This is a genomic window from Pseudoalteromonas sp. 23_GOM-1509m, assembly GCF_000518425.1.
GTDB lineage: Bacteria > Pseudomonadota > Gammaproteobacteria > Enterobacterales > Alteromonadaceae > Pseudoalteromonas > Pseudoalteromonas tetraodonis.
In genome coordinates, this window is sequence record NZ_JADO01000016.1 from 1 (window position 1) to 18212 (window position 18212).

At 41.2% G+C, this 18212-nt stretch carries 13 protein-coding genes and 1 rRNA gene; 9 read left to right on the top strand and 5 right to left on the bottom strand.

Features of this window, described 5'->3' with window-relative positions; all coding sequences use genetic code 11:
• A 5S ribosomal RNA gene (rrf, locus tag N523_RS19725) occupies positions 1-88 on the top strand; the annotation flags it as partial.
• A gap of 824 nt (positions 89-912) precedes the next feature.
• Here rrf and N523_RS0107195 read toward each other — a convergent pair.
• Together N523_RS0107195 and N523_RS0107200 are read right to left on the bottom strand one after the other, a co-directional pair.
• Positions 913-2184 carry a LysM peptidoglycan-binding domain-containing protein gene (locus tag N523_RS0107195; RefSeq protein WP_028834744.1) on the bottom strand — a complete coding sequence of 424 codons (1272 nt, stop codon included), beginning with the start codon at positions 2182-2184 and terminating at the stop codon, positions 913-915.
• Positions 2185-2250: 66 nt separating this feature from the next.
• Positions 2251-3114, bottom strand: coding sequence for a LytR/AlgR family response regulator transcription factor (locus N523_RS0107200; RefSeq protein ID WP_028834743.1), 864 nt, complete (start codon positions 3112-3114; stop codon positions 2251-2253).
• A 181-nt stretch (positions 3115-3295) separates the two neighbouring features.
• Here N523_RS0107200 and N523_RS0107205 point away from each other — a divergent pair, with 181 nt between their 5' ends.
• Positions 3296-4576 carry an acyltransferase family protein gene (locus tag N523_RS0107205; RefSeq protein WP_028834742.1) on the top strand — a complete coding sequence of 427 codons (1281 nt, stop codon included), beginning with the start codon at positions 3296-3298 and terminating at the stop codon, positions 4574-4576.
• Positions 4577-4706: 130 nt separating this feature from the next.
• On the opposite strand, the gene N523_RS0107210 is transcribed toward N523_RS0107205, so the two are convergent.
• Entirely contained in the window at positions 4707-6023 is a 1317-nt protein-coding gene (locus tag N523_RS0107210) for a sensor histidine kinase (RefSeq protein WP_028834741.1), read from the bottom strand.
• A 2-nt stretch (positions 6024-6025) separates the two neighbouring features.
• The gene (locus N523_RS0107215; RefSeq protein WP_028834740.1) at positions 6026-7441 is read right to left on the bottom strand and encodes a sigma-54-dependent transcriptional regulator; all 1416 of its coding nucleotides are present in this window, start codon (positions 7439-7441) and stop codon (positions 6026-6028) included.
• A gap of 224 nt (positions 7442-7665) precedes the next feature.
• Here N523_RS0107215 and N523_RS0107220 point away from each other — a divergent pair, with 224 nt between their 5' ends.
• The 3 genes from N523_RS0107220 to N523_RS0107230 are packed head-to-tail and all read left to right on the top strand — an operon-like array spanning position 7666 to position 12033.
• Entirely contained in the window at positions 7666-8919 is a 1254-nt protein-coding gene (locus N523_RS0107220; RefSeq protein ID WP_028834739.1) for an efflux RND transporter periplasmic adaptor subunit, read from the top strand.
• 11 nt (positions 8920-8930) lie between these two features.
• On the top strand, positions 8931-9635 hold the full coding sequence (locus N523_RS0107225; protein ID WP_028834738.1) for an ABC transporter ATP-binding protein: 705 nt from the start codon (positions 8931-8933) through the stop codon (positions 9633-9635).
• A 1-nt stretch (position 9636) separates the two neighbouring features.
• The gene (locus N523_RS0107230) at positions 9637-12033 is read left to right on the top strand and encodes an ABC transporter permease (RefSeq protein WP_028834737.1); all 2397 of its coding nucleotides are present in this window, start codon (positions 9637-9639) and stop codon (positions 12031-12033) included.
• A 52-nt stretch (positions 12034-12085) separates the two neighbouring features.
• On the opposite strand, the gene N523_RS0107235 is transcribed toward N523_RS0107230, so the two are convergent.
• Entirely contained in the window at positions 12086-12613 is a 528-nt protein-coding gene (locus N523_RS0107235; protein ID WP_028834736.1) for a sugar O-acetyltransferase, read from the bottom strand.
• Positions 12614-12774: 161 nt separating this feature from the next.
• Here N523_RS0107235 and N523_RS0107240 point away from each other — a divergent pair, with 161 nt between their 5' ends.
• The 4 genes from N523_RS0107240 to N523_RS0107260 all read left to right on the top strand — a co-directional run bounded on the left by N523_RS0107240 (position 12775) and on the right by N523_RS0107260 (position 18154).
• On the top strand, positions 12775-13539 hold the full coding sequence (locus N523_RS0107240; protein WP_028834735.1) for a DeoR/GlpR family DNA-binding transcription regulator: 765 nt from the start codon (positions 12775-12777) through the stop codon (positions 13537-13539).
• A 46-nt stretch (positions 13540-13585) separates the two neighbouring features.
• Complete coding sequence (glmS, locus tag N523_RS0107245; RefSeq protein ID WP_008112790.1) at positions 13586-15406, top strand: glutamine--fructose-6-phosphate transaminase (isomerizing); 1821 nt, start codon at positions 13586-13588, stop codon at positions 15404-15406.
• Between the two features lie 110 nt (positions 15407-15516).
• Entirely contained in the window at positions 15517-16707 is a 1191-nt protein-coding gene (locus N523_RS0107255) for an alpha/beta hydrolase-fold protein (protein ID WP_028834734.1), read from the top strand.
• A gap of 148 nt (positions 16708-16855) precedes the next feature.
• Positions 16856-18154, top strand: a complete 1299-nt coding sequence (locus tag N523_RS0107260) for a DEAD/DEAH box helicase (RefSeq protein WP_028834733.1) — start codon at positions 16856-16858, stop codon at positions 18152-18154.
• The last annotated feature ends 58 nt before the right edge of the window (positions 18155-18212 follow it).

Below are 18212 nucleotides of genomic sequence, written 5' to 3' on the forward strand. Positions count from 1 at the left end.
CCTGACCCCATGCCGAACTCAGTAGTGAAACGAAACAGCGCCGATGATAGTGTAGCATTTGCTATGTGAAAGTAGGACATTACCAGGCTCCAAATAAGAGAAACCCGTTACAGCGATGTGACGGGTTTTTTGTTGTCTGCAGGAAAGTAAAACCCCAAAACCAAGACCTCGCACCGAACTCAGTAGTGGCCGCTCTTGCACATCCTGTACTCCACGGCATTCGTATTCCTATACATCAAACAAAACAGCGCGAAGGCGAGCCCCGCACAAGGTCGCCCCGGCTCAAAGATAGTGTCGTATTTGCTATATGGCTCTCTAGCGCTGTGGGCACTACGACATTCTACTGCGTAGCGCACCGACTCTAAATACAAGCAAGCCCGACTCAAAAGAGCCGGGCTTTTTTACGTCTGCAGGAAAGTAAAAATATTAGCTACCAGCCGTCAGCTATCAGCTATCAGTTGCACAGTGTCAACCTGTACTTTGTAGCGTGGGTTGAGTATTACGAAACTCATGGGTAAAAGAACGCACCGACTACCTCAGAGTCCAATTCATCCCATTAAAAAAACATAAGTGTACCTTGCTGTGTGGCTCTAGAGCGCTGTAGGCACTACGATATTCTACTGCGTGGTCACTACGAAGGAACGCGCCGACGCCAAATATGTGCAAGCTCGAATCTAAATTTATACCAATTCGCTTAATTAAGCGGTCTATTTTGAGGTAGTAAAAACGGGTTGATAGCTAGGAAAAAAATTCGCTATTTAGTTGTTCTAAATGAGAATTTTTTAACACAGATAGCGACACGTTTAGCCCCGCAAAATGATTGAGTATTATTGCGGATTGGTATTAGGTCTTTTGAAGGGTATATGGGCTGATAAATTCATCAGTCCATATATTTAATAATCAGCGAGGTCGTTAGCGATTAGATAAGAATACAGTAAGCTTTTTACCTATTTTTAAATGGTCGCTCGAAAGGTTATTCCATTGTTTTAGTTTAGTAATACTGACTTTGTAGTGGCTGGAAATTTTCCATAAGCTATCACCCGATTTAACCTGATATTCAATTTGGGTATCGGCTAATTGAGGGAGCACAAGCTTTTGGCCAATTCTAATGGTGTTACTTTTTAGATCGTTAAACGCTTTGAGTTGGCTAATACCCACTTTGTAGCGTTTCGCTATAACACTTAAGCTATCGCCACGTTTTACTGTGTAGTGTTGCCACTGACTATAATCATTGGAATCAAGATTAGCGAGCATGTCTTTAAATTGTGTTTGTTCAGCAACTGGAACAACAATGTGGGGCGCATCAATAATTGCTGGAAAGCGGATCACACCATGGTTTAAAAATTCAAGTTGCTGCCATTGCTTTTGGTTATCTAAAATAACAGCGTCATCAATAGGCAATACTGCAATTGTTGGGCTGTTTGAAATTGTAGGAAAAGCCATTTTTTGGCTTTTTAATAATTGTGCCGCAGCTAGTAATTTTGGCACGTACTGACTGGTTTGTTTGGGCAGTTTTAAGTTGAAAAAATCAGTGGGTTTGCCTTGTTTTTTATTATTACTAATTGCTCTAAGTACACGACCTTCACCTAAATTATAAGCCGCGATAGCATGGTACCAATCGCCATCAAAACGTTTGTATAAATACTCCATAAAATCCAGCGCAGCTCGGGTACTGTCTACTACGTCTTGGCGTCCGTCATACCAAGGTGAGATTTTTACGTTAAAATATTTAGCAATTGCAGGCGTTAGTTGCCACAGCCCAGAGGCATGTTTATGTGAGTACGCACTGGCATCAAAGTCACTTTCAATTAGCGGCATTAACGCTAATTCTATGGGTAAGTTCCGCTTTTCAACCTCTGTGACTATATAATAAAGATAAGGCTCAGCACGGCGACTAATTTCATCCATGTAATTTGGGTGCGATAAATACCATGCAATACGTTGCTGTACATCTGGGTGGCTAGAATTGGCAAATGTAAGCTGCGTTCGGATGCGTTGCCACACATCATCGAGTTTCTGAGGACTTAAGGGAGCTATTTGCTCAATATTTTCGTTTTGTTCTTTAACAACAATATTCGGGTTAGCTTTAATATCAGGTTGTGAAGATGGCTGTTCGGGTGTGGTTTCACAACCGGATAAAATTAACACTAATGGCAAAATGCGGATAAATCGATTTAAAGGCACGTACTAAACTACTCCGAAAAAATGAATGTGGCTAACCTAAAGCAGGTTAGCTTAACATAGCGTGAGTTAAGAATGACTTGTAGTTGAATTTAACAGTTCCTTAAATTGATCTTTATAGCGACGCGATAAGTTAAGTATTTTTCCTGTTGTAAGTTTTACTTCACTATCTCCACTTGCTAATGGCGTGATTGATTCAACCGCGTCTAACCTAACCGCATGAGAACGGTGAATGCGGCAAAATCCTTGTGGTTCTAACTGAGTTATAAGTTGTGTCATGGTTGCACGAAAAGGGTAAATTCGAGCGCCAATATGTAGATTTACATAATTGCCATTTGATTCAAGCCAATCTACTTCTGCTACGCGAACAATAAATTCTTTTCCCAGCTTTTTTACCAGTAGCCTGTCTAAGTTTACATGTTCAGCAGTATCTTCGCCTTGACTGATCGGGGCTGCTTCACCTGTTAATTGGCTCACGACATATTGATAGGTTTTAATAACAACAATCAAAAATAAGAATCCCCACAAATCTTTGCGGTATTCATAAAGTAACTCAAACCATACTAACCCAAAGTCATATTGCATACCCTGCACGGTGTAAATGAGTTTGCGGATAGCGACCATAATACCAATATGTAATAACGAAAAAGCAATGCTCGCTACTAAGTACAGTAATATTGAATGAGAGATTTTTTGCCAATTAAAGGGCTTAGCTTTTAATAACCAAACTAAAGCCGGAAACAATAATAAAGTGCCAATAGCACTCGAGTATTCCCACACAAAGGGCTCCCAGATCATAAAAGGAAGTGCGCCATCACGTTGGGCTTCCATAATATTTGAGCTGGCATTAATCGTGTTGTTTATAAAAATATAACTAGATAAAAATAATGCCGCATACCATCTCTGGTAGCGCTGAAAGTGCGATAAAGTGATCATTATTATTGTAACTCTTAAAAGACCATCATTAGACTAGCAAGATAGTGATAGATCACCAAACTTATCATCCCTGATATCCACCGCTTATCCCTACTGACTGTTTTATCAGCCTTTTGTGATTGCTTAACGCAGAGTGTTGTTCATAGTTGTTATTAATTAGTCGTAAGCTAAATCTATCATGAAACTTAAAATAGTAATTAAAAACACAACACGTAAGCTATTGCAGCCATGGTTAAATGTATTTAATCAAGGTGAAGAGTTACCATCTCGCCGTTATGATTTAGATTGGCTGAGAGTACTTGCCTTTGGCTTATTAATTTTTTACCACACCGGCATGTTATACAGTGAAAATTGGGGCTTTCATTTTAAAAGTCAGTACTTATCCAGCGGTATTGAAAACGTCATGCTTTTATTGTCGCCATGGCGGATGGGATTAATTTGGTTTATTTCAGGTGTGGCGCTGCGCTTTATTGTTGCGCGCTTTAGTCTAGGTATGTTTTTAACTACGCGAAGTGTAAAAATATTACTGCCTTTATTGTTTGGCATTTGGTTTATAGTGCCTATTCAGCTTTATGCGCAAATGAGCCAAGAGGTTGGTTTAGCTATGAGCTTTTGGCAGTTCTACCAGCAGTTCTTTAATTTAACTAACCCTTTATTTAATCACTATCAAGCAGGGATTTGGCCTCATGTCGATGTAAACCATCTTTGGTACTTGCGTTCGTTATGGCAATTTACTTTATTGCTAGTGCTAGCGATGCCGCTGCTTCATCACGCTACTGTGCATACAATAATCACGCGTTTATGTGGGCGCTCGTTATTTACTATTTTTATTGTATTGCTATTGCCGCTGTGTATTTTAAAACTGAGCTGGCCGAGCGACACATTTAGATACCCCATGGGCGCGCTGTTCTTACTTTATGGTTACTTATTTGCTTGGCAGCCTACATTTTATAGCCAGCTACTTCGCCATTGGCGAGTGCTATTCGTGGTATTTATTTTAGGTTATTTAGTTGTCGTACTGGGTTATCACACGATTTGGCAAAACCCTGCTGCTAGCCAATGGCAAATTACCAGCATGGATATGCTGTATACTGCGCAACGGTTAATGGGCGTGTTGTTAATGCTGGCACTAGCACAACGTTTTTTGAATCACGATCACCCTAAACTGGCTTTATTAAACTGTGCAGTATTCCCTTTTTATCTATTACATCAAAGTGTGATTATTGGCCTTGCCTTTTATTTGTCGAAGCTGCAATTAGGTGGTTTTGTGGAGCCATTACTTATACTCAGCCTCACTTTCATTATTTGTTGGCTGGTGTTTCTTGCTGCGCGCCGTATCGACTTATTAAGCCCGATGTTAGGGATTAAAGTCACAGGTAAATATAAAGCATGGCAAGTTAAAGTGGGCTTTGGTTGCGGACTAATATTGGTAAGCCCGCTGATATTTAGGTTGACTTAATTACCTGTATTGCAAATTAACTATCGCCGTAAACGAAGACCTACGAGATATGCTGTGCAATTTAGTAGGTCGTGCTTTAGCTCGAAAGGGCTAATGCTAATGAGTCGTCACCTTAAATGGTGTTCTACACTCAACCAAATACACACCTAAAACAGGCGCCTTGTGGTTTTTGCACGTAAATTAAATCACCACCGTGGTTGAGCATTATTTGCCGAGAGAGGCTAAGGCCAATGCCGGAGCCTTGTTGCTTGGTGGTAAAAAATGGTACGAAGATCATATCTATCACATGCTCACTGATTCCTGGGCCGTTGTCGTTGATTTCTATATAAAGTTGCTGGCTAGTGTTTTGTGCCAAGCTGATTTCGATCTTTGCTTGAACGACATTCTCAGCGCTGTACTTTTGGCTACTCTTTAGTACTTCAAGAGCATTTTTTATTAAGTTTACTAATACCTGCTCTATTTGGCTGCTATCAAGCATTACTAACTGCTGATTTTTAATCGACAGTTCAATATGGGTGTGTTGAACGCGTGCTTGTTGTTGATGTAAAGCGACAATACGCGTTAGCATATCGGCTAAATTTTCAGGCGCTAAATTGGGTTTAGGTAAGCTGCTAACTTGGCGGAAACGAGCAATAAAGTCGCCTAAATGTGCCGTTCTTGATGCTAAGGTGCTTAGGGCAAGCTGTAAGTCTTGTTTATCTTCAATATCAATAAAACACAGTTCTTGTGGTAGTAAGTTAGTACATGTATTCGCTAACGATGAAAGTGGGGTAATGGAGTTGGCAATTTCGTGCGTAAGTACTTTAGTTAAGCGTTTATAAGCTTGTTGTTCTTTGAGTTGTAACTGGTCGTGAATTGATTGCAAGCTCACTACTCGGCGTACTTTACCTTGTATTTCGGCAATACTCAGTTGAATAGAGAGGGTGTCGTGCTGCTCGCCGTTTTGCCAATAGGTGGTGCTGCGAATATTATTACTGGCGTTCAAAATTAGCTCGCCAACAGCGCCTAACTCTTGCAAATGCTGAAAGCTTTTACCCAGTAATTTGCTAACTGCAGGGTTTGATTCGATCACCTTTCCATTGTCATCACATACCAATACGGCTAAATCAACATGGATGAGCAAAGCTTGTAAAAACTGCGCTTGTTGCTCGGCATTAAAGCGCGCGGTTTGCATTTGTGTTTTTACTTGCTCAAATTGTTTAAGCATTGGGTGTTGTTGACCAAGCCCTAAGGTGCTGTCGCCATTGGCTAAAGCACGTATCACCATTTCAGCTTGTTTTTGTTGGCGTTTAAACAGAGAAAAAATATGCACTATTAACGCCGTCGCCACTAGTATCAGCAATAGTGAGGTTGCTGAAAAGCTGCTATTTTGGAATAAGTAGCTCAGCAATGCACTCGTACTAACAAGCGCTATTATATTAATCATTAATAATAAATTAGCACGCATGTTTATAACCCATACTTTTCAAGACGGCGATACATAGCGCCACGGGTTAAACCAAGCGCTTTGGCGGAATGGCTTACATTTCCCTGATGATGCTTAAGCGCGGCTCTTACAGTGCGTTGTTCGAGTATTTCTAAATCAAAAGTGTCGTACTGTACCTGATTGTTAAAAGTTTCCGTGTTTTGATTATTGCCAGTACTAACTGATGCTGAGTTACCAACCACTGAGCTTATATCGAGTTTATCCCCTTCAGTTAATATAACCGCACGCTCTATAGCGTGAGCCAATTCACGTACATTACCTGGCCACGCGTATTGGCAAAGTGCACTCATATCATCATCGCTAATGGTTAAGCTGCGTTTATATTTTTGCGCAAAGTGTTTTAGGTAGTAATTAGCTAATAATGGAATGTCATCATTGCGCTCCCGTAATGCCGGAAGGCGAATTTCAACGGTGTTTATCCGGTATAGCAAATCTTGGCGAAAGCGCCCGTCAATAACTGCTTGCTCAAGGTTATCGTTAGTGGCGCAAATCAGGCGAATATCTATATCAACGGCTTTGCTGCCGCCAACTGGTGTTATTTGCCTATTTTGTAATGCCGCCAGTAACTTAGCTTGGTGTTCAAGTGGTAAATTACCGAGTTCATCTAAAAATAAGCTGCCGCCTTGGGCAAGTTCAAATTTACCAATGCGATCGCTTTTTGCATCAGTAAACGCGCCCTTTTTATGGCCGAATAATTCACTTTCAAAGAGGCTCTGCGCTACTGCACCCATATCTAAACTCATAAAGGTTTGATTGTGGCGCATACTTGCTTGATGAATGGCATGCGCGGTCAACTCCTTCCCTGTGCCACTTTCACCGGTTATTAATATGTTGGCATCAGTTTGAGCTGCTTTTTCTATGGTGCTAAACACCTGCTGCATCGCATTGCTTTGACCTAAAAACTCAAAGTTAGGCGTGTTTAAGGCTTGGTTTAACCCTTGTCTTTGCCGCGTTAATTTGCTCACTTGCTGTTTGTCTTTGGCGTGTGAAAATGCGGCAGCAACTGCGCCAAGTAATTGCTCGTTTTGCCAAGGCTTAGCAATAAAATCAGAGGCGCCCGCTTTAATTGCATCTACTGCAAGTTGAATATCGCCGTAGGCAGTCATTAGTAATACAACAATATTTGCATCTTGCTCGATGATTTTTTTCAGCCAATAAAAGCCTTCTTTGCCACTGATGGAGTCCTGGGTAAAGTTCATATCGAGTAAGATCACATCAATTGGCTGATCAACTTTGCGTTGCTCGTTAATGATGTCAGCAATATCAAATGGGTTGTCAGTGGTTTTAACGCTTTGGTAATGCTGTTTTAGCAAGAGCCGTGCGGCGATGAGAATATCTGGGTTGTCATCAACAATTAAAAGTGAGCCTGTGTGTTTCATGATTGTTATTTTTATAGAGTTTTATTTAGCCTAAAACAAAAAGGGAACAGTGTCCATAAATGGACGTTTATAAAATAGCAAAGTGTTCTATTAGCGGACACTATAAATATGTTAACAGCTAAATAAACATCTAACTTTTTGAATTTTAAGTTAAATTAAAGTTGGCATAGTGATTGTAATAACTATCGGTAATTAGTTATTAAACCTGTATCAAGGTAGCCGACATGGACAAAAAAATAGAACGCTCATTTACTCAAAAATATTTAAAAAAATTCACTTTAGCTGCGCTTGCTTTAGGTGTTGCAGCGGCTGCATATGGTTTTACACAAAGCAGCGATACAGGCCGTAGCCAGCATATTGATCGTAGCAGCCTGACGGTTAGCACGGTTAAACAAGGTGCATTTAAAGATGCCTTAAGCTTACGTGGTCAAGTAGTGCCAAAAACCAGCATTTACCTTGATACCATCGCCGGTGGTCAAGTAGAAGAGCGATTAGTTGAGCAAGGCGAATATGTTGAGAAAGGCCAACCGCTAGTGCGCTTAAGCAACACTAACTTACAACTTGATGTAATGAGTCGAGAAGCTCAAGTTACCGAGCAGCTTAACTTTTTACGTAATACGCAAATGACGATGGAAACCAGTCGTTTGAATTTACGCCGCGACTTATTAGAAATCGAATTAAAAATTACCCACTTAACTCGTCGATTAAAACAAACTAAACCTTTGGTTAAAAGTGGCGTATTAGCGCAGGAGCAACTTGCTGAGCTGGAAGAAGATTTAAATTATTACCAAGCCCGTAAAGAGCTTACCCTTGAGCGCCAAAAGCAAGAAAACTCAATCCGTGAGGTGCAAGTGGCACAGCTTTCTGATAGCGCTAAAATGCTTGAAAAGAACCTGCAGTTTGCGCGTAGAAACCTCGATAACTTATTAATCAAAGCACCGGTATCGGGTTATTTAAGCGAGCTTGATGTAGAAATTGGTGAATCTAAAAACAGTGGTGCGCGATTAGGCCAAATAGATATTCCCAATGAATATAAATTGGTGGTCCGCCTTGATGAATTTTATTTAAACCAAGTGCAGCGTGACATGGCGGTAATGATTGAGCTTGAAAGCGGCACGGTGAATGCAAAAGTGAGCAAAATCGATAGCCGCGTACAGCAGTCACAATTTCAAGTAGAAGTGGACCTACCCAGTAACACTAAAAGCATTAAGCGCGGCCAAAGCATTGATATTGAGTTAATGCTAGGGGATGACAATAACAATGCCTTACTGCTTAAACGCGGGGCTTTTTTTACTAACTCGGGCGGTAACTGGGTTTATGTAATCGAGCAAGGCGGTGATAAAGCAGTGCGCCGTGATATTCGCCTAGGCAAAAAGAATCAACACTATTTTGAAGTGCTTGAAGGGCTAAACGCTGGGGATAAAGTGATTACCTCTAGCTACAGTAACTTTGACAAAGCACAGCAACTACAATTTTAAGGATAATAACAATGATCAAACTAACTAATTTAAGCCGCGTATTTCGTACTCAAGATGTTGAAACAACAGCGCTGAGTAATATTAACTTAACTGTAAACGAAGGCGATTTCTTAGCGATAATGGGGCCATCTGGCTGTGGTAAGTCAACGCTGCTTTCTATTTTGGGTATGCTTGATTCACCGACCTCAGGCAACTTTGATTTTGCGGGAACTGACATTGCAGGCTATAGCGAAAAGCAACTAGCAGAGCTACGTAAAGAATCAATTGGCTTTGTATTTCAAAGCTTTAACCTGATTGATGAGCTAACAGTTTATGAAAACGTAGAGTTGCCGTTACAGTATCAAAAAATATCAAAAAATGAGCGTAAAGAGCGTGTAGAAGCTATTTTAAAACGCGTAGGTATTGATCACCGCGGTGAGCATTTACCTCAGCAGTTATCAGGTGGTCAGCAACAGCGGGTAGCCGTTGCGCGTGCATTAGTGATTAATCCCAAACTAATTTTAGCCGATGAGCCAACCGGTAACCTCGATTCTAAAAACGGTGATGAAGTGATGGCGATGCTACGCGAATTAAACCGTGAAGGCACCACGGTAATTATGGTGACTCACTCAGAAAAAGAGGGGGCCTATGCTGATCGCTTAGTGCGCCTATTGGATGGCCAAGTGATGCTTGATAAAGCAAATGTTGCGCAGCAAGCCGTTGTTGAGGTTGCTTAATATGTTTATTAATTATTTAGTCACTGCTTTAAGATCATTCAAGCAACAAAAACAGCACTTTATCCTAAACCTTTTAGGATTAAGTATTGGCTTAGCTGCGGCTATTTTAGTGGCACTATTTGCACAAAACGAGCTATCGTACGATAGTCAGCAGCCTCACGCTGAACGTGTTTACCGTGTAGGCCAAGATTTCTCAAAGTTGGGCTTATCAGTCATTCCTATTTTTAATTATTCTCAAGCGGCAAAAGCCACTGAATATAGTCAAGTTGAAGAAGTGTTTGGTTTGACGATGGTATCGCTGACTCGAGAAGCTATGGTTGACGTGCAGTATCGGGATCAGGGTTTTAAACTTAATGACTTGTATGGGGCAACGCCAAATATTGAGAACTTTATCAATATAAACACATTGGCTGGTGATTTAAAAAATGCAATGAGTACACCTGAGAGCTTGGCTCTTAGTGAATCTGAAGCACTGCGTATTTTCGGTACAATAAATGTTATTGGTAACACGCTACAGCACGAACAAGGGCAATATACTGTACGGGCGGTGTTTGCAGATTTACCAAGCAATACTCACTTTGCATTTAAAAACCTCGTTTATGTAAAACATGATCCAAATAACCTGATGATTAATAGTAGCTATGTTTATATGCGCTTGGCGCCACAGGCCGATCCAAAAGCACTCGCTGATACACTGTCTAAACAGTACTTCAATGGGCAAATGGCGGGTCAAATTGCCATTGAGTTACACCCATTACTAGACTTACATTTAACAGCAAAATCGCCATTTGAAATGAAAGCAGGCGGCGCAAAGCAAGTTGTAACGATTTGTGCAGGGTTGAGCGTGTTACTTATTTTGATTGCTGGCTTTAACTTTATCAATATGACAGTAGCACAGTCTGCAAAGCGCGCTAAAGAAGTGGGTGTGCGCAAGGCACTTGGTGCAAGTAAGCTGCAGTTAGTAACACAGTTTTTGGCTGAATCTACTTTGGTTGCTCTATTGTCGATGATTATTGCCTGTGTGTTAGTGGAATTGTTATTGCCAAGCTTTAACCAGCTGGTCGATCGTGAACTGATAGTGAATTATTTTTCAGCCTTTGGTTTGAGCATTATGGCTGTCGTTATTGCTGTAGGCATACTTGCAGGTTTGTACCCGGCATTGTTTATCTCATCATTTAGTGCAAAACGAGTGTTAAGTGGCGATTTACAGCGCGGTAATACGGCCATTTGGGTACGTAAATGTTTATTGACCTTGCAAGCTTCATTGGCAATCGGTTTGATCATTGCATCGGTTACGTTGTTAAAACAATTATCTCACTTACAAAATCTTCCTTTAGGCTATCAAACGCAGCAACGCTTAGTGGTTTCAGAGTTGCCTGTGCAGTCGGTATTTACGCAGCAGCCTAGCGCACTAATTAATCGCTTGACGGCTATAGATGGTGTAGAGCAAGCAACGATTATTGATACTCGTTTAACCGTTTCAATTAATAATACATTACAGCCTACTTGGCCTAATGGTGAATTTTCAGGTGGAATAACCCCTGTGATAGGTTCTGGTTTTGATGTAGTAAAAGGGCTAGGCCTTACGCTCATTGCTGGCAGAGACTTTAGCCGTGAGTTTTCCTCAGACTGGGCGACGCGAGCAAATGGGGTTACAACAGTAGGTACAATTATTACAGAAACCGTTGCCAAGCAGGCTGGTTATAGCAATGTGGCTGATATTGTTGGACAAACAATTAAAGACACGGGGCGTAATGTGGATATGCGAGTTGTTGGTGTTGTAAAAGATGTAAAGGTTGGTAATGCAGAAGATGCGAATTCTAACATTATGTTTTTATGTGGCTTTAACTATTTAGCACCAGTATCTGAAGTGATTTTAACCGTGAACGTACAAAATCTCCCTGCTATAAAGCAAGCAGTGATCACAGCTTTAGCTGAAGTGTCTAATATTTATGAGCCAAAAATAAACCTGCTAGCTGAAAACTATAAAGCGGTATTAAAAGGTGATGAGCGTGTTTCTCTTGTCGTACTTATATTTACTGGCCTTGCAGTGTTCTTAACTTGCTTAGGTACTTTTGGTTTAGCTTCATTTGCCACGATTCGTCGTCAAAAAGAAGTGGCAGTACGCAAAGTCCTTGGTGCATCACGCATCAGCATTATGAACCTTTTGGCCAAAGAGTTTTTGATTTTAGTGCTGGGCAGTGTAGCTATTGCATACCCGCTTACTTATTGGCTGGTGGGTGATTGGCTTGCAAACTTTAATGAGCGGGTTGATCAAGCTCTTTGGGTTTATTTGGTTGCTGCTTTGAGCGTTGCTGCAATCACTTGGCTCACCGTTGCCAGCCTTGCCTTTAAAGCCGCCAGTACTAGGCCATCGTTAACATTAAGATATGAGTAATAACGAGTAAAGAACCCTACTAAAGGTCTATCAGAATACCGATAGACCTTTTTCAAATATCTTTAATTCTTACAGCAGGATTACCGGCAACAACAGTGTTCGCAGCCACGTCTTTGGTTACTACCGACCCTGCGCCCACAACAGCGTTTTCGCCAATGGTAACGCCAGCTAACACAATAACTCCCGCGCCAATCCACACGTTATTACCAATAGTAATCGGTGCTGCAAAGTTCTCTTTATTGAGCCGCTCTGTGGGGTTAACCGCATGAGATACTGCCAAAAGTTGAACGTTCGGGCCAATTAAACAATCGTCGCCAATGCTTATAGCTCCTTCATTTATTGGCGCATCCAACACAGTGCAGTTAATGTTTATAAAAGTACGATCACCAATTTGTATTTGACTACCATAGTCACAATGAAAGCCCGCTTCAATAATTACTCCATCACCACAGTGTGAGCATAATTCTTTTATTCGCTTTAAATTACCTTTACTGGGGCTTTTATTAAATAAGCGGCAAATTTCGTGCACAGCTTTACGCTGCGCTAGATTCTCTTTACTAATACTATTAAATGACTGCATATCAATTTTGTTTAACTTAAATAATGGTGTCTAGCTTAACCTACTTTAAGCATGATGATAATTTGAATAAAACTGTGCTTTTTTTGCGCATTCACTTGCCATTTATTATGTTTCGTTTAAAATTCACTAACTTTCGAAACGAAACTTAATTGTAATCACTTATGACCAAACGAAACACTCAGCAACGCCGCCATCTGATCCTCACTCAAGTTAATGAATTAGGTGAAGTGGCTGTCGATATTTTAGCTGAACAGTTTCAAACATCAGAAGTAACTATTCGAAAAGACTTAACCGCGCTTGAAAAAAGTGGCTTATTGCTGCGCCGTTACGGCGGTGCTATTGCTCTGCCTAAAGAGATTGTTAGCGATGAGATTGATTCTAAGCGCAAAGTGGCCATTGCCAAAGCGGCAGCATCGCTTATAAAAGATCATAATCGCATTATTATAGACAGTGGGCGCACCACTGCAGCAATGATCCCTGAGTTGGCTACAAAGCAGGGGTTAGTTGTTATGACTAACGCCATTAAAGTAGCAACGCGTTTATTAGCACTTGAAAATGAGCCAACACTTTTGATGACAGGTGGCACGTGGGATCCGCATTCAGAATCGTTTCAAGGGCAAGTAGCCGAAAATGTTCTATGCTCATATGATTTTGATCAACTATTTATTGGTGCTGATGGCATTGATGTAGCGCGTGGAACAACCACGTTTAATGAACTTGTTGGATTAAGCCAAGTGATGGCTAAAGCGGCGCGCGAAGTTATTGTGCTGGTTGAGTCAGAAAAGATTGGCCGAAAAATACCAAATTTAGAATTACCGTGGCAAACAGTAACCACATTAATAACCGACAGTGGCTTAGCGCATGATAAACGCGCAGCCATAGAGGCGTGTGGTGTAAAACTAATTTGCGCAGAGATTATGGAATAGCAACTACATCGTGAGTTGCTAGAATTAAAAAATTAATGGAGACACTATGTGTGGAATCGTTGGGGCTGTTGCAGAACGTCCAGTAAATAAAATCTTAGTTGAAGGCCTTAAGCGTCTTGAGTACCGTGGTTATGACTCAGCAGGTGTAGCTTTACTTGAAGGCAATACTCTTAATACAGTTAAAGCAGTAGGTAAGGTTGTAAACTTAGAGTCAGCACTTGAACAAGCTGGTGTTAGCGGTCACACAGGTATTGCACACACTCGTTGGGCAACTCATGGCGGTGTAACTGAAGCCAATGCTCACCCACATGTTTCAAGCAATCAATTAGCGCTTGTACATAATGGTATCATTGAAAACCACGCAAGCTTGCGTGCAGCACTTAAAGGCGACGGTTACGAGTTTTTATCAGACACCGACACTGAAGTCATGGTGCATTTAATTCATCAGTTACGTCAGCAGCACACGACTTTATTAGCGTCAGTTCAAGCAGCTGTTAAACAGTTTGAAGGCGCATTTGGTACCGTTGTGTTTGATAAAGCGAATGATAACGAAATTATTGTAGCGCGCTCAGGCAGCCCGTTAGTTATTGGTTTAGGCCTTGGTGAAAACTTTATTGCCTCTGATCAACTTGCATTATTACCGGTAACTCGCAGCTTTATCTTCTTAGAAGAAGGTGATGTAGCGCGCATTACTCGCGACACAGTAGAAATTTTTGATGCCGATGGCAACGCGGTTGAACGTGAGGTTGTTGAATCAAACATCACACAAGATGCATCAGGCAAAGGTGATTACCGTCACTATATGCTAAAAGAAATTTATGAGCAGCCACTTGCAGTACGTAACACCCTTGAAGGACGTTTAAACGATGACCGCGTCGCGATTGATGCCTTTGGCGACAGCGCACAGCAAATATTTAAAGACGTAAAACACGTACAAATTATTGCCTGTGGAACGTCATACCACTCAGGTATGGTTGCTCGTTACTGGCTTGAGCAATTTGCAGGTGTTAGCTGTAACGTAGAAATTGCTTCTGAGTTCCGTTACCGCCAATCGTTTGTACACGAAAATAGTCTGCTAGTAACGATTTCACAGTCAGGTGAAACGGCTGATACTTTAGCTGCACTGCGTTTAGCCAAAGAGCAAGGCTACATGGGGTCAATGACTATTTGTAACGTACCAGGTTCATCGCTTGTACGCGAATCAGACCTTGCCTTTATGACCAAAGCTGGTGCTGAAATTGGTGTAGCCTCTACTAAAGCATTTACTACGCAGCTTGTTGGTTTGTTAATGCTTACTGCGTCTATTGCGCAAGAAAAAGGCTTAGATCAAAGCACGATTGTTAACGCTATTAAACTGCTACCAGCTAAATTAGAGGAAACGCTATTGTTGGCTGATGGTATTGCAGACCTTGCAGAAGAGTTTGCTGATAAACACCACTCACTGTTTTTAGGTCGCGGGTCGCAATACCCAATCGCGATGGAAGGCGCACTTAAGCTTAAAGAGATTTCATACATTCACGCTGAAGCATACGCAGCAGGTGAGCTTAAACACGGCCCATTAGCACTCATTGATGCCGACATGCCAATTATTGTTGTAGCACCAAACAACGAATTGCTTGAAAAGCTTAAATCAAACGTAGAAGAAGTACGTGCACGTGGTGGCATCATCTATGTATTCGCTGATAAAGATTCACACTTTGAGTCAGACGACACCATGCGTGTGATCAACGTAAACCACGTAGATGACGTAATTGCCCCTGTTGTATATACAATTCCACTACAGTTACTATCGTACTATGTAGCGGTCATTAAAGGCACTGACGTTGACCAACCACGTAACTTAGCAAAATCGGTTACAGTTGAGTAAAATCAACAGGTTATAGGTTTTGATTAATGTTAAAAAAGCGCTTAAGGCGCTTTTTTTGTGCCTGGAAGTCTGTTAGCTTAAGTAACTTATTATTCTCTAAGGGATTAGTCATGCGTTTATTTACTGCCATTTGTTTTATTAGCTTTAGTATTTTTAGTTCACAAAGTGCCTTTGCACAATCTGACACTAAACAGCAAAGTGCTGATGACTCTCAATTCATGCACACTATTAAATCTACTGTTTTAAATGAAGAACGCACAGTTGTTGTACAGTTACCAAAGAGCTACCAAGCTGAGTCAAATAAGGTATATCCTGTTATATATCGCTTAGATGGCGCGGGTAATATACCGCTTGCAAGTGCTGTTATTGAGCGTTTACAAAATGATAATCGTGCGCCTGAGGTTATTATTGTCGCTATCGAAAACACTAATCGACTTAGAGATATGTATCCTACAGTGAACAAGGAACCTCAGGGCCCAGTTGGTGAAGGGGGCGGTGCTACAACGTTTTTAGCGTTCTTTGAACAAGAGCTCATTCCTTTAGTTAATAAAAACTATCGCACGCATGACTATAAGGTTATTGCTGGCGCATCTGCTGGTGGTGTATTTGCGTTGTATGCTTTGCAGGCAAAGCCCGAACTATTTCAAGCGCATATTGCTTATAGCCCTGCGGTTTGGTGGAACTATGGCGCAATGGTAAAAAGTACAAAATCGTTTATAGCTAAAACGAAAGACCTTAACAGTTACGTTTACACCAATATTGGCGAAGAAGCCGGTATAATGCGTGAAAGGTACGATGAATTGCAGCAATCACTGCAATCGCATAAAGTGCGAGGGTTACGCTTCTCTAGTGATGCGTTTGATGGTATCTCGCATAACTTAACCGCTGCTGCTGGCGTATTTAATGCCTATTACAATCTATTTCTGCCTAAACAAATGCCTATAAGTGCTTTAACTGACGATGTAGCCTCTATTGATACTTATTATCAAAACTTATCTCAACAATGGGGCGAACAGGTATCGCCACCGGATCGCGCTGTTAGGCTACTTGGTTATAACCTAACGGATAACCAGCAATTTGAACGGGCTATTGAGGTGTTTAAATACAATATAAAAAATCACCCAAAATCAGTTAGTGCGATCTCTGCTTTATCTTATGGCTATGAGATGCAAGGTAATATTAGTCAAGCGCTGGCTCATATGGAATCTGCTTTAGCCATTGCAGATGACTCATACCCTTATATAAATTACTTAAAAGAAACAAAAGCTAGGTTACAGGTAGAGCTAGATAAGCGTAACTAGGGTTTTTAGTTACTGTTAAATAAAAATGACGCGCAAGCGTCTTTTTATTACCTGTAGCTAAATATTATTTAAATCACTAACCTCTACTTAATAGTTGCTAAATACGCTAAAATTACAGGCTATTTTTAGCAATGAGCCCGCACCTTTTATGACCTCAGCCGCAAATCCTAGTAATTTCAACGAACTTGGCCTTATTCCAGAGCTAATTGCTCGTTTGTCTGATCTTGAATACTCGCAACCTACGCCGATTCAGGCAAAAGCAATTCCAAGTATCTTGGCGGGGAGTGACTTAATTGCGGGGGCAAATACCGGCTCAGGTAAAACAGCAACCTTTGCTTTGCCTATGCTACAAACGCTATTTTTAGCAAAAGGCGCGAATAAAACGCCGAGCAAAGGTAATTTTGTTTCAGGGCTAATTTTAGTGCCTACTCGTGAGCTGGCAACGCAGGTGGCTGATAGTGTTAAATCATACTCTGCAAACTTTAATGGCGCCATTAAAACGGTAGCGGTGTTTGGCGGTGTATCGGTTAATACCCAAATGCAGGCACTACGTGGTGGTGCCGATATTATCGTGGCAACCCCAGGGCGTTTACTCGACTTAATATCAAGCAATGCCATTAAGCTGGATAAAGTAAAAACTTTAGTGCTTGATGAAGCTGACCGCATGTTAAGCCTTGGCTTTACTGAAGAGCTTGCTGAGCTATTGGCATTAATGCCGGCTAAAAAGCAAACCATGTTGTTTTCAGCTACTTTCCCAGAGCAAGTAACGCTTTTAACGCAAGAGCTGTTAAATAATCCGGTTGAAATACAAGTACAAAGTAAAGAAGAGAGCACGCTTGTACAGCGCGTATTTACAGTTAATAAAGGTGAAAAAACCACGGTTTTAGCGCATTTAATTAAGCAGCACAAATGGCGCCAAGCGCTGATTTTTGTCAACGCTAAAAAAGACTGTGAGCACTTAGCCAGCAAGCTTGAAAAACGTGGCGTGAATGCGCAAGTATTCCATGGCGATAAAGGCCAAAGCGAACGTACTCGCGTAATTGAAAAATTTAAAGCGGGCGAAATTGAAGTACTGATTGCCACCGATATTGCAGCCCGTGGTTTAGACATTGCCAAACTGCCAGTAGTGATTAACTTTAACTTACCGCGTAGCCCTGCTGATTACATGCACCGTATTGGCCGAAGCGGCCGTGCTGGTGACGTAGGCCTAGCGTTATCGTTAATTGATTATGAAGACTTCCATCACTTTAGAATTATCGAAAAGAAAAACAAACTACGCTTAGAGCGCGAAGAGGTAGCCGGCTTTGCAGTAAATCAAGCCAACCTTGGTGCGGCTGAGGCACTTAAAAACGATAAGCCAATGGCAAAGCCTGAAGGCACAGGTAAGAAAAAGAAGAAAAAATCCAACCAAGAAGATGACGTATGGAGCGGCTGGAGAAAAAGATAAGCCTTAATACATATAAGTCATTAAACTCGAATTATTAAAAACCCTGCAAATTTGCAGG